Below are 13,016 nucleotides of genomic sequence, written 5' to 3'. Positions count from 1 at the left end.
TCGGACCCCACGCGCCGACCCTCGGGTGACGGTGTCACCCCAGTGTCGGCGGTGACCTGGCTCGATGACATCCACCGGCTGTTCCCAAAGGAAACGGTCGAGCGTCTCCAACGCGATGCCGTGGAAAAGTACGACATCACCGAAGTGGTTACCGATCCCGTCGCTCTGGAACGGATCGCGCCCAGCGCAACGCTTCTGCGGGCGGTGTTGCGCACCAAACACCTGATGGATCCAGGCGTTCTCGACATGGCACGCAAGCTCGTGAGCTCAGTGGTTGAGGACCTTGTCAACAAACTGTCGGTCGACATCCGTCGGAGTTTCCACGGCGCTCGCAGCCGCCGGCGCAGCCTGCTCCCTCAGTCCAGAAACTTCGACTTCACCGCGACGATTCGCGCAAACCTGCAGCACTGGTCACCGGAAAGACGTCAACTGGCCATCGCGAGAGCATATTTCAGTTCCCGAACCCGCCGCCATGCCGAACAGTGGCAGCTTATCCTCTTGGTCGATCAGTCGGGCTCGATGATCGACTCGGTGATCCACTCGGCCATCACCGCTGCCTGCTTCTGGAATGTGCCCGGCGTGCGGACCCATTTGATCGCCTATGACACGAACGTGGTCGACCTGACATCGGAGGTGGTAGACCCCGTCGACCTATTGATGGGTGTCCAACTCGGCGGCGGGAACGACGGTGCACGCGCTGTGAACTATGCCGCTGAACTCGTCACCAATCCGCGACGCACCATTGTGGCGATCATTTCAGACCTCTACGAAGGCGACGCTCCGCGGTTCGTTCGAAGCGTGCAACGTCTCACCGACGACGGTGTGCGCGTCCTTGCCCTCGCCGCGCTCGATGAGAATGCGGAGCCGGATTTCGACCGTGACATCGGGATGCAGCTCACCCAGCTCGGCGTTCATGTCGGTGCCATGACGCCCGGCGGCCTCGCAGAGTTCGTGGCTGAGTGCATCCGATGAGTCCCAGGCAGGATCTGCTCGCCATGACACCGGAGGTCCTTTCGATCCTGACCAGTCGCGGCCTCGTCAAACGTGCCTTGCGTGAGGTTGAAAACGGAACGGTACAACTCGATATTTCGACAGATCGCGTAACCACCACCTTTCCCAGCGGCCCGATTGCTGAGCTGGCAAGCAGCGCCGCCCCGGGAGAAGCGTCGTGCTCGTGCGGTTCCGCTGCTCTTTGTCGACACCGGGTCGCCCTCGTGCTGGCGTATCGGGCAAAGTTCTCCCGAGACGACGTCACCGATCCTGACACCAACTGGACGCCAGGTGAATTCAGCGACCACCAACTCAAGGAACATGTCGGCACGCGTAGTTTCAACCACGCCCGGCGAACCCGATCGGTCGGGTACGCGGCCACTGTGCACCGGAGCAACTCATACGACGAGACGGTACGGGTCGACCTGGCCCAATCGACTGTGCGCTTTCTTGTCCCGCACCGTTTGGAGCACGCACATACATCCGCTGTCGACCACGCTGCGGGAGTGAGCATAGTGCTGGCCGTCTGGGCGGTGCGAGAGGCAGACCAGAAGGGCACCAACATCGTTCATGTTGGTGGAGCATTGCACCCCGACGCCGAGGAGATCGCTTCTGCAGGCCAGATTGTCAGCACTGTATTGACCGAAGGAACCGCACACCTGACCCCGGTTCTACTCGCCTCGCTGGATCGGATCGCGAGCACGGTGACCGGCGGTAGCGCTATGTGGTTGAGTACAGCGACCGCGGAGTTGATCGAGCAACTGGGCGCCTATCGGGCGCGCCACAGTCTCCACTCACGTCGGCGAGTCACCGAGTTGCTCGTCGAGGTCAATGCTCGGGTGCATTTGAGTGCCTCCCCCCAACCCCTGATTTCGCGCAGCGCATCCGGAGTCGGCGTTCCCGGCGAGACCGCCATCGGTCGGGCCACTCTCACCGCCCTGGGTGCCCACGTGACACGGCGCGGTGACACAACGGCGGTGGACGTGTACTTTTTTGATCGCAGCTCCCTCACGGTGTCGATGTGGCGGCGAGCTTGGGACGGCGACTGTCCCGCGCACATCGGTGGCGAGCGCGTCCTAAAAACAACGATCCAGTCACTGGCCGCAGCCAACGTGGTCACCGAATCGGCGGTTCGACTCGCAAGCAACCAGATTCGCTTTGCCAACCGCGGAATCGGTCGCGCGTCGCTCTTGCCGCTGGGCGCGACGGATTGGTCGCTCTTGGGGCCCCGTGTGTACAAGAGCGATTACGCCACAGTTCATGCCGACCTGCGGGAGCGAATGCCCTACTTCGCTCGCAATCGCGTGGAGACCGACGCGACTTTCGTCTTCGAGATCGCGAAAGTGCTTGCCACCGACTACCTACCCGGCGCTCAGACCTTGCTGGTGGAGGTCCACGACCGTTTCGGAAACCGGGCAATAGTCCAGTCGGAGTATCGAGCTGAAGCCCCTAGCGCTCTCAGCGTCATCGCAGAAACGCTGGGGTCCGCCACTGCCGTGTCCGGCCACGCCCGCCTTCGTGACGGGAAACTCACCATCGAACCCCTCGCCATCGCGACAGATACGGCGATCGTGGTTCCCCAGCTCGTCCAACCGTCAGGACCTACTACCCTTCGTCGGGCACCAAACCCGTCGCCGGATCGCCTGGTGGACACTATCAACGCCGCAATCACGGTGGTCGCGGATCTGGCGCACCAGGGCCTGTCGCACCCGCGACCGCATGCGCAGACGATGACTCAACAGACCGCGCAAACCCTGCACGGCATCGGCATGCCCACCACTGCCAAGGCGGTCACCGAACTCGCCGATGCGCTTGCCGCCCCAGACATGCCACGACGGCGCACAGCGTGGCTGTCTGCGGCTACGCAATTGATAACCGCAGCCGAGTTTGCCTGAGCGGAATCCATACCGACTCGCCGACGAAGGATGAACGATGGGAGCACCACCGACGCGACCTACCACCGCGGCTTGAACCGCTCAACCCCACGAGTCAACTGGAGTGGGGGAAGTCCCGAGTCAACTGGTGAGGTTCCCTCCCCCGGCATACCGGGCCCAGGTGCTCCTGGTCTTCGACGAAAGCTGTAGATCAGCAAAGCAGTCATCTGCCCACTACTCACCGCACCCAGCCCCATATGCCAGAGCACGCCTTAGCCACGCGGTCCGAAGGTACGACCTACCACTCATTCGTGAAGATATCGCAGGCGTCGAATTCTGCACATGTACCAGCCACCTGGATTTTACTGCAGTAGAAGATGTCTGATGCTGTCGGCATTCATCGTTGAAGTAGGGCCACCCGTGTGTCACTGTTCCACTGCCAGGTCGACCAGTAGTAGCTCCTGGCGCAGTTGCTCGTCTGCAAACCCCGTTCCGCCTTGACGTGGCCGATAGGTGTGGAGGGCGGCCGGTGGCGAGGCAAGCTCGTAGAACCACCAGGTCGCCAAGACTTCCGATCCCCGATTGCATCGCGGTGCCCTCAGGAAGTTCCGGACCGATGTGAGCCACCGTGTCGGTATCGGTGAGCTGGGCGGTCAGTGACCACTGCGGTCGAAGCTGTGACCACCATCGAGCAAAAGGGTCGTTCCAAAACAGTTGCCACCGCACCCTGTCCCCGAGTGCCGGAGGAAGGTACGAACGATAGGCGGCGTGATCGACGATCACCGGCACTGTGCTGGCACTCATAACGTCGTAGCCGGTGTGGAATTCACGGCGTCGGGGCTCTGTCCCGCAATGGTCACGATGAACCCGGCGTCGCGGCGAGTCGATTCGAGTACTCCACTACGCGTGTCCCGCAACTCCGCGTGACAAACAATCGAATCTCACCCACAGCTCCATACGCTCGCAGATCGAAAGGTTATTACATGTCCGACAATATGTACGCCGGTGCGTCGGTCCAGGTCTATCCATCTGGCAACACCGCGCTCTCGACCCCACACTCCGACGTCAAGGGGTTCCTGGACTACGTCGCCAAGTTCAACGCCATCAACTTTCACGCCAAGGATGACGACGTCCGGGAGTGGCGATACAACCACGAGTACGACAACTGGCAGGGCAGCCTCGGAATGGACTCGGTCCGCGTGTTCTACAACTACGCCCACAGCGGGACCTTCGACGGTGTGTACGTCACCGAGACCGGGCGCACCTGGGACAACCTGCTGACGGCGGATTCGACACGCATGAGCTTCGGCGACCAGCGTCTACGCTATCTCTTTCTGCACGGTTGCGAGAGCCTGCTCATGCACGGTGCCGAAAATCCATGGCGTACATGGCAAGAGTCCAACAGGGGCGCCCGGATGATCTTCGGATTCGATTCCCTGACATGGGACTTCGACGGACTCGGGGCCGGCTTCTTCCGCGAATGGAACAAGGGCAAGTCGTTCAGCCAGGCCTGGCAGGACGCCGGGCTGGCGTTGTCGCGTGACCATCGCCCAGCGTCCACCGCGTGCGGGGCGACCGCCGAGGAAGCGCAGAATCGGCTCTGGAACGAACGATTCTTCGACGGCAGCGCGGTGTCCGACAACTGGTACTGGTGGCGCTGGGCCGGCCCCACGCCGATTGTGATCAACCTCGACATCCCCCTCCCACATCCCCCGAAGCTGCTTCGGCTGGCCCGGCGGCGCGCGGATCAGGAGACCGCTGCGAGGCTCGCCGAACGCTTCGGTGTACGGCCGTTCCTCGTCGAGGCGACCAGTCCCCTGGCGGAACAGGGGGCGATCGAGTTCGAGCCACGTTTGGTGCTCCTCGACGGCGGCGACTACGAGGTATTTCTCGCCGAACCCGATCGGACGGCAAAGCCGGTCGACATCGACGTGATCAGGGCGAACGCCGACGAAGCGGTGCGCAGTATCGACGGCGACCTGACCCTCGAGCGCATCACTGCGACATTCCACGCCGGCACGAGCTACGACGGCGAGATCACCGAGCCTGCCGTCGCCGACTTCACCGCGCACTATCGACAGCTTTACAACTCGTCACCGGTGGTTGTCGGCGGCGACGGGCTAGTCAGTGTGGTCGTCGATGCGGCCGGCACGGTCTGCTCGCTCACCGACACCACCGTGCCGATCACGGACGCGGTCGATGCACGGCCGACCGACGATACCGGGGAGATCGACGTCGAAGCCGCGCTCGCGGTCGCGGAGGCGGGTCTTCGTGATCAACTGTGCCTCCACGATGCCTCGGACGCGGAGATCACCGTTGTGCCCGGCAGCACCGAGGTCGGGTATCGGATGGCGCGCGACACCGCCGACCTTGTCGCACGGCGCGATATCGAGGTGCGGAAGGGGCGATTCGCCATGCGGTATGTCGTCGAGACAACGCTGTGAAGCATCCCGGGGACATGCATAAGCGCTCAATAAGTTTGGTATAGAACAAGACTCGTAGCATCTCGGTGTCATAGTCCAGAAACGGAATGAACTCTTGCCAGGCGTTGTCCCACATCCGGATAATCGCCGGATACCGTTTGCACAGCAATCTCAGCGGCGGAGCCCCCTTAAGAACAACTCTGTTGCGTCATAGCTACGATCGCCGGAAGTGACCGTGACATCGGACGTGACGATCACATCGATTTGGTCGAGAAGATCAGACGACGGAATGAGCGTAGCCACGTTTTCGACCATGTCGAGTTTTCGCTGGTTCGCCGGTGACAAGTGTCGAACCGCGCACTTGGGCCGGGCCATCGAGGTGCCGCCGCGCTGTCCTTGGGCCATCGGCCAGCGAGTCATCCGTCCGACAGAGGACTGCCAGGCCAGTGTTCCCATTCCCGCATCCCCCGCGCGGTAGGTAGCGTGTCTTTTCGTTGCTGCACAAAAGGATCGGCCACAGCAGTTCACCGATAGCGAAACAGGCCTGGCTGCCCCTGGATGCACATTCTTGTAGCCGGTCACATATTTCGGTTTTGCGTGCGCGAAAGTAGTTGCAGGGCGGATTCCTGCTGCTAGCGTCCTCGACTGCAGCGGGTCACACTGCCGCAGTGCGATTTTCGCACCCTCTGCCAGGTATTTGAGGGGAGTTCTTCATGTTTGAGACAGTAGATCTGGCATCCAACACAAGTTCTGGGCTGAGGAGTCAGATCGGAACAACGGCTTGCATCTCGCCCCCATAGCGCCGGTCTACGCCTTCAAGTTCGCTGCGTACTCGAAGAAGCACGACTCGCTCACAGCACTCCCCGACGGCACCGAGATCGCGATTCCTGACGATGCCGCCAACGAGGGGCAGGCGCTGCGTGTGCTCGCCGACCAGAAACTGATCACCCTTGATCCCAACGTCCCTGACGTTGAACAGTCCATCAAGTCGATCACCGCCAACCCCCAGCAATTCCGCCGGCAAGGTCGGTCTGGCCCAGCTTCCGCGAACGCTCGATGATGTCGAACTCGCATTTCGGATGGCAGACATCCTTTGCCAGCGCAGGTGCCAGTGGCGATCAGCGGCTGATACAGGCTCCCGCCTACCCCGAGTATTGGATGCAACTGGTCATCAATAAAGACGCCGCAAACAACCCTGCCAACAAGGCACTGATCGAGACTTTCACAGACCCGAAGTTTGGCGAAGCCATCGACGCGGAGGCGGTGATCTCCCAGTCTGCCCTGAGTATCAACGCAGCTGAGAAGTTTTATCGGAGCCAGGTTTCGGCACCTTAGCACTCGACCAAGTCGGTTTTACGTGCTGGAAGGCTTTTAGTTGGTCCTTGAAACCGAGGGCTGCGGTCGCCAGACCTGGTATGGCCTCATTCCCCTGTCAACATGATCCGGGGTGACTTCACCAGGTGTGGTGGCGTCGATGGATCGCTAATTGGGCCGGAGCCGTAGATTGTGAGCGTCGCTGGGGATGATGTTTCAGACTGCGCCGCCTCGAGTTTTCCCGGTGCGCCAATACCCCTGAGATCGAGTCCGCTGCCAACGCGACGCAGACGTCCGTCGATGCTGCGCGGATGCTTGCCGCGCCCGTAATTATTGATGGAGCAATATATGCGGGTCCTCGAATCCAGCTCGACCACCATGTCTTTGTGAACACCGTCTCAGAGACAAATGGGTGGGCGCTCTACATCCGAAGACTATGTATCCGAGGGTCTGTCAGATTGAAGGTGGATCCGACCATGGCATCTGCTAGTTACCGGTCGGGGTGATACGCCTACGCAGGTAATCGCGAACGCGTTGAGCGCTGGCTTCCACCTCACTGCCCATCGTGCCTTACCGCGGCCTGTGGGGTCGAGCGAACGGGTGACCAAGTACAGGCACTTGAGCGCGGCCTGCTCGGCCGCGAAATGCCCTCGAGCCCGAATCGCCCGCCGATAGAGCGCATTGATCGACCCAATAGTATTGGAAGAGCTGATGATTCGCCGCACCTCCACGTCATAGTCCAAGAACGGAATGAACTCGGTCCGGGAGCTGCTCAGCCAACTGTTTTTTATCCACCGCGTTCTGCCGACTACACGTCGAGGCGATCGACCAGACGCGTAAAGGTGATATCGACGTGGTCAATGCCTCAATGCGTCGCAGATTGCGCTATCGAGGAACTGTTCGAATCGTGCGTCGTTTCCTGGGTTGGCCACGCAGTGTCCGAGCGGTGAGTCATAGGGTCGAAGCTCGGCGCGAGGCATATCTTGTGCCTCCAGTCTGTTGTCCTCGGGGGTGAAATAGAGGTCCTGCGTACAAGGGATGATGATGGCGCGCGCAGATATTGCGCGCAATGCTGCCGCAAAATCGCCTCCATAAACGGGGTTCGCACTGATGTCGAACCGCTGCCAGCTCCATAGCTTCGCCACGAGGTCGTTAGCGTCCCAATTCTGGACGTGGTCCTCCTCCCATCGGACCAACAACTCCTCAATACTCTGAAAACCTAGCCTCTGGTAAAGCTTGTCGCGAAAAAAGGTCCGCGAGTAAGCCCAGCCGGCATAGACGCGGGCAAATGCTCTCAATCCCTTGACCGGGGGTGATGTGTAATGTCCGGCGGCCCAGTCTCGGTCGGCCTGCAGGGCCGCCTTGATGCCCTCGAGAAAAACGAAGTTATGTGGAGATGTTCTCGCGGACGCGCAAAACGGGACGATCGCCTCGACGAGGTCGGGATATTGTGATGCCCATTGGTAGGCTTGGCAACCGGCCATGGACCAGCCTGCCACGAGTGCAATCCGACTGACGCCGAGGTGTTCGACCAGAAGTCGATGTTGGCAACGCACATTGTCGTAGAGCGTGACCCCGGGGAACCGTGGCCCGCCCTGCCCGTCGGCAGCACAGCTGGGCGAGGTTGAAAGTCCGTTGCCGAACATGTTGATCGAGACTATGAAATGTTTCGCAGGGTCGATGGCCCTGCCGTCGCCGAAGAATCCCTCGTTTCTCTGGTGCGTTCCGGTGAAGAAGGTGGGCAGGACCACGACATTGTCTTTCGCTGTGTTGAGTTGACCGTACGTGTTGTAGGCGAGGCGAGTATCTCGAAGTGTCTCACCGGAAAGCAGTTCGACGTCACCGAGTTCGAAAGTCTGAAAATCTGGGAAGGGCACATCGTCTCCGTCGTTTCGAGGGCCGGCTCACGCAAGTCGCGGTCGGACGGGTCGATACACCCGCCCGACCGCGCAGAGTCGTCAGTAGAGCCGCAGGTATTCCTTGACTTCCCAGTCGGTGACGGCTTGGTGGTACCGCTCCCACTCGTCGTTCTTGTAGGCGAGGTAGGACCGGAGCATGGTCGGCCCCAGAACGTCGGCGATCAGAGGGTCTCGCTCCAAAAAACTGATCGATTCCAACAGATTTCGCGGAAGCCGACGGATTCCGGCTGCGTCGATCTCCTCTGCCGACGTTGAGTAGAGGTCGCGGTCCGTAGGGCCGCCCGGGTCTGTCTTTCGGGTGATCCCATCAACTGCCGCGGCGAGGGTGCAAGCGAGCGATAGATAAACGTTCATGCACATATCTGCTGCCCGGTTCTCGATGCAGAATCGGTTCTGCGGCAGCCGGAATTGCACTGAGCGATTGTTGTGGCCGTAGGTGATGTTGGTCGGCGCCCAGGTCACCGTGCCGCCCTCGAAGCCGCCCACACGAGGAACCAGGCCATTGTAGGAATTGACGGTAGGGCACGTGATCGCTGTCAGGGCTTCCGCGTGAGCGAGTAGGCCTCCCACCGCAAATCGGGACTCGTCACTCCAGTTCCCCTGGTCGTCGACGAATAAATTCCCGGCTGGATCGTCGAGCGATCGCAACGAGAAGTTGATGTGGGCGCCCGAACGCCAGTCTGCAGTTGTCGGTTTCGGCATGAAGGTGATGAACATGCCATGGCGTTTGGCGATCTCCTTGAGCGCGAGGCGCAAGAAGACGAACCTGTCCGCCATTTCCAGCAGGTGGGTGTAGTGGAAGTCCAGCTCGAATTGTGAGTATGCCCCTTCAGCGACCACGTCGTGGAGCCCCCAGTCCAAAGTGGCCAGCATATCCATCAAGTCCTTCAGGAAAGGCATGGAATCCATCGTGTGTTCGACGTCGTAGCCGAACGCCTGCCGGCGCGAACGCAAACCCCCGACCTGCTGTGGGTCGTTGTCGAATGCCTTCACTGGCTGGCCATTCGCGTCCCAGCGCATGGCGATGAACTCGGGTTCGATCCCGGCGTATCCGACGTGTCCGCCTTCAGCCGCCTTGTGGATAGCGCGCTTCAACGTCTGCCGTGGACAGTTGTTGTACGGCTTATCTTCCCAGAACAGGTCGGCGAAAATGACCGCCGTGGTCGTGTCCCACGGACAGATGTACACCGCGTCAAGGTCGGGAACCATGACCTGATCAGAATCGGCGGGTGTCAGGTCGGGTACGAACGAGACCGAATGGACCGCGAATTGGGGCCCTTTCCCCTTGCAGAGTGCCTCAAAGTCGCTCATCGGAACGGGTTTGGTCTTCGGCATTCCGAACACATCAATCCAACAGGAGATCACATACTGGACCCCCGCCTCCTCGAGTTCGGCGCGCACGGCTGCAATTTTGTCGTCGTCAGGCAGTGCCTCGGAGAAGGTCTCCGCGTACCGAGGCACCCCCACCGCGTTGTCGACGTTCCCGGTTTCGATCGTGCCAGTCATGCTGTCTCCTGGTTAATTGAGGGTTTGAGCGCAATAGTGGTGTGGACCTCATGGTCTGGGTCGTGCGCGAAGGCGTCAGAGCCCGAGGGGGTTTCGGCGGTTGCAGAGGATAGCGAGATGTTCTCCGGGAATATTGTTGTCAGTAAGACGTAGAGAAACAGCGACAACACGGCTCCTGAGACCAGGCTCAAGTCGATTCCTCCTGCTGCATCGGCCCAGGGCCCTTTGAACAGTGTGGTGTTGACGAACATCAACCCGACGACAACCGAAGGGACGAAAGCTCCGACCGCACGGAAGTTCCAACCAGCGGTAAACCAGTACGCACCACCCGACCCGCCGGTGTTGTAGATCTGCAGATCCTCAGCGTTGTATTGGCCCCGGCGACGGACGTAGCCGACGAGATTGATCACAACCCACGGCGTCAAGATGACGACGAGGATGATCACAAACGCCGAGACGGAATCGACTGCGTTCCAGACGAAACGGCCGAGGAATACCAGCACGAATGACACGGCGCTGATCATCACCGTGGCTGGGACACGTGCGAGACGGGGGAATAGCGATGACGTGTCAAGTCCGGTTCCGTACAGACACAGTGAGCCTTGCCCGAAGCCGCCGAGTAGGCCCAGAACCACTGCCGCGATGACGTACCAGCCGGGAGAGATCCCAATAAGGCCGTTCACAAGCGAACTCTCACCGGGTCCGAAGATGCTTGCGACGTAGGCGCCGAAAAGGCATGCCAGCAGACAGCCGATCATCATGCCCGCGAAGCTGAGCCACACCAGCTTGGCACCCCCTTTTTCGCGACGGACATACCTCGAATAGTCATTGGCAAAGGGCGCGTAGGAGATTGGAAGCGACAGCGACGTTCCTACTGCCAGCAACCAGGTAGGCCAATATCCTCCGAGTATGTAGTCGCCACCGGCATAGTTGGGGTCGAAGTCTCCGGCTAGGGCGATGAACCCCAGCAGCATCAAGCCGCCCACGAATGGAATGATGAATTTCTGCGCGGCGACGACGGTTGCGTAGCCATACACGGCGATCACAATGGTTATCAGGCCGGTGATGGCATAGCCGGCGACGGACATCGCGTCGTTGATGGGAGTGCCGAGCAAGCTGTGTGCACCGGCCACCAGTGCGTCACCGCCGGTCCAGATGCTGATCGCAAAGAACCCAACTGCCGTGATCATTGCCAAGATAGAGCCGATCAAACGGCCAACGACCCCGAAGTGAGCGCCACTACTAACGGCGCTGTTGGTCCCGGTACGTGGTCCGAAAAGTGCGAAAGGAGCATAGATTACGCTGCCCAGAATCAACCCGGTGGTGATGGCGGTGACGCTACTCCACCACCCTAGCCCGTAGGTGATGGGGAGCCAGCCGAACACGATCACGGTGAATGACAACTGCGCGCCGATGCCTACCCAGAAGAGATTCCACGGCGAGCCGTCTCGCTCTTCGTTCGGAATGAAGTCGACTCCACGCGTTTCGATAGCGCCCATTTCATTGCGCTGTGACATGTGAGCTCCTCGTGGATCGCGCTGGACTGGAGCTAGGCGGATTCAAGCGCCGACGGCGTAACGGGGCAAGGGCTGGTCGTTGCGGGAGACCCATCGCCTGCGGTCTCAGCGCTAGCTGTGGGATGTTCGCGGTCAGATTGCGGTCAGGCAAGTCAACGCCTTCCAATGGGTTCGTTTAGTGACGGGAATCAAGGTATCCCGAAGTGAAACATCGCGCATCTCGAAGAGCTTCGATTACCGACGGGAGTAGCCGGTAGCCCGTTAAATTCAGGACACAATCGCAACCCTGAGCTCCTCGCGGGAATCTTAGGTACGCCGGTCCAAGCGTTCTCACAGTGCGCTGTTGGAAGCCCCCATTGCGGCCTTGCCGCCGACCACACCCACCCATAACCGGAACGGAAGGTATATGTAACACAATCTTAAATCAGACATAACAATTGCAGCGCAGCGTATTTCGGGAGACCTAGGAAAGATGGCTGCATGACCACGCCGATCCTGCAGCGTGGCGCTAAGGTGCCGATCGAGAGCCGGTGGCGGTCCCAGCGCTCAACAAACCCAACTTCTAGAACAGGTGCCATTCACCATGCTCACCAAACCTGGGCGATGAATGCTTGACCACATAGGGCTTATAAGCGAAGGTCGAGAGAAGAATTGACGTTAACCAGCATGAGACAGCGAGAAACCGGTCCGACAGCGCCTTTGGGTTTACTTGACGCAACCGCACCATCGGCCACCCTTCCTGTCGAGCGATGCTGTCCCGGTACGCAGAGGGTAGGCAGTAACCCGAAATCGTCCAAATCCATCTAGCGCGTTAAACGCGAATCATCCTCCGCCACTGGTTGATTCGCAACCCTTCAACAACGCGTCCGATATACAAACATCCACTACCGCAAGTTCAAAACCCGTCCCGTGTCAGTTCGAGTCCGACCGGGGGCACAAACCGTAGGTCACACCGGTGATTAGACCTACTAAATGTGACGATATGGTGCGGGTACGCAGGAGTCTCAGCAAGCAACGCTTCCGAGGCGGCCGGGATTTACGATTCAGCGAGCGGCCATACCTCGGGGCGACCACACATCGTGGGCCGGATACGGCCAGGAACTCGCCTCCGCTGCAACCGATCTGGTGAGCGTCAAACCTTGACCGCCCTAACCCAACTGCCGACGCCACTCAGCACGGATCGACCCCCTCCTCGCCCATGACGCCACTGAACGGATTTCCCACGGGCAAAGTTGCCCATGCGCCGAAAACCAAGGTTCGCCCACACGGCGGACACTGGTCACCAGACCCGCCTCCGAATCAGCCGGCGACAGGTCCGCCACACCGAGACGCCAGCCAAGTACACCAACACCAGCCGACCAATCCCCTGGCGCATGTCGAGCAACGATCACCATTCGGCGAACCACGACAGGATGCGACTCAACCAACGAGCACGTCGAACGCATTCAAGGCAGTCCGACGGGACGGGAACTC

General features: G+C 60.2%; 9 protein-coding genes and 3 pseudogenes. 6 read left to right on the top strand and 6 right to left on the bottom strand.

The features are described 5' to 3' along the window. Window positions 1–51 precede the first annotated feature (51 nt). From AC51GT_RS03865 to AC51GT_RS03850, 4 genes and pseudogenes are all read left to right on the top strand, one after another. Entirely contained in the window at window positions 52–972 is a 921-nt protein-coding gene (locus AC51GT_RS03865; RefSeq protein WP_496327921.1) for a VWA domain-containing protein, read from the top strand. After that, a pseudogene (locus AC51GT_RS03860) lies at window positions 969–1,220 on the top strand (SWIM zinc finger family protein); the annotation flags it as partial. The gene AC51GT_RS03865 and the pseudogene AC51GT_RS03860, both read left to right, overlap by 4 nt. Before the next feature lie 276 nt (window positions 1,221–1,496). After that, window positions 1,497–2,885: a YehQ family protein gene (locus AC51GT_RS03855; RefSeq protein ID WP_496328007.1), complete on the top strand. Its 1,389-nt coding sequence runs from the start codon at window positions 1,497–1,499 to the stop codon at window positions 2,883–2,885. Between the two features lie 962 nt (window positions 2,886–3,847). Then, complete coding sequence (locus AC51GT_RS03850; RefSeq protein ID WP_496327920.1) at window positions 3,848–5,308, top strand: DUF6345 domain-containing protein; 1,461 nt, start codon at window positions 3,848–3,850, stop codon at window positions 5,306–5,308. A gap of 19 nt (window positions 5,309–5,327) precedes the next feature. Here the strand turns inward: AC51GT_RS03850 and AC51GT_RS03845 are convergent. Together AC51GT_RS03845 and AC51GT_RS03840 are read right to left on the bottom strand one after the other, a co-directional pair. Next, a pseudogene (locus tag AC51GT_RS03845) lies at window positions 5,328–5,444 on the bottom strand (transposase); the annotation flags it as partial. Window positions 5,445–5,458: 14 nt separating this feature from the next. Then, window positions 5,459–5,743, bottom strand: a complete 285-nt coding sequence (locus tag AC51GT_RS03840; protein WP_496327919.1) for a hypothetical protein — start codon at window positions 5,741–5,743, stop codon at window positions 5,459–5,461. Window positions 5,744–6,023: 280 nt separating this feature from the next. Here AC51GT_RS03840 and AC51GT_RS03835 point away from each other — a divergent pair, with 280 nt between their 5' ends. Continuing rightward, a complete protein-coding gene (locus tag AC51GT_RS03835) occupies window positions 6,024–6,347 on the top strand; it encodes a MetQ/NlpA family ABC transporter substrate-binding protein (protein ID WP_496328006.1) in 324 nt (107 codons plus the stop codon). After that, window positions 6,344–6,622 carry a hypothetical protein gene (locus AC51GT_RS03830; RefSeq protein WP_496327918.1) on the top strand — a complete coding sequence of 93 codons (279 nt, stop codon included), beginning with the start codon at window positions 6,344–6,346 and terminating at the stop codon, window positions 6,620–6,622. The genes AC51GT_RS03835 and AC51GT_RS03830 overlap by 4 nt, the downstream gene beginning before the upstream one ends. Window positions 6,623–7,035: 413 nt before the next feature. Here the strand turns inward: AC51GT_RS03830 and AC51GT_RS03825 are convergent. The 4 genes and pseudogenes from AC51GT_RS03825 to AC51GT_RS03810 all read right to left on the bottom strand — a co-directional run. After that, a pseudogene (locus AC51GT_RS03825) lies at window positions 7,036–7,359 on the bottom strand (transposase); the annotation flags it as partial. A 99-nt stretch (window positions 7,360–7,458) separates the two neighbouring features. After that, complete coding sequence (locus tag AC51GT_RS03820; RefSeq protein ID WP_496327917.1) at window positions 7,459–8,478, bottom strand: alpha/beta fold hydrolase; 1,020 nt, start codon at window positions 8,476–8,478, stop codon at window positions 7,459–7,461. Between the two features lie 81 nt (window positions 8,479–8,559). Continuing rightward, a complete protein-coding gene (locus AC51GT_RS03815) occupies window positions 8,560–10,026 on the bottom strand; it encodes a glutamine synthetase family protein (RefSeq protein ID WP_496327916.1) in 1,467 nt (488 codons plus the stop codon). Then, window positions 10,023–11,543: a purine-cytosine permease family protein gene (locus AC51GT_RS03810; protein WP_496327915.1), complete on the bottom strand. Its 1,521-nt coding sequence runs from the start codon at window positions 11,541–11,543 to the stop codon at window positions 10,023–10,025. Before AC51GT_RS03810 ends, AC51GT_RS03815 begins: the two co-directional genes overlap by 4 nt. Between the last annotated feature and the right edge of the window lie 1,473 nt (window positions 11,544–13,016).

The sequence above is a fragment of the Williamsia sp. z34 genome (assembly GCF_059553395.1).
This window is presented reverse-complemented; position numbering and strand designations above follow the sequence as displayed.

Bases quoted from the DNA above. Each gene is read 5' to 3' on its own strand.
- AC51GT_RS03850 (WP_496327920.1), top strand. From the start codon at position 3,848: ATGTCCGACAATATGTACGCCGGTGCGTCGGTCCAGGTCTATCCATCT.
- AC51GT_RS03840 (WP_496327919.1), bottom strand. From the start codon at position 5,743: ATGGGAACACTGGCCTGGCAGTCCTCTGTCGGACGGATGACTCGCTGG.
- AC51GT_RS03830 (WP_496327918.1), top strand. From the start codon at position 6,344: ATGATGTCGAACTCGCATTTCGGATGGCAGACATCCTTTGCCAGCGCA.
- AC51GT_RS03815 (WP_496327916.1), bottom strand. From the start codon at position 10,026: ATGACTGGCACGATCGAAACCGGGAACGTCGACAACGCGGTGGGGGTG.
- AC51GT_RS03810 (WP_496327915.1), bottom strand. From the start codon at position 11,543: ATGTCACAGCGCAATGAAATGGGCGCTATCGAAACGCGTGGAGTCGAC.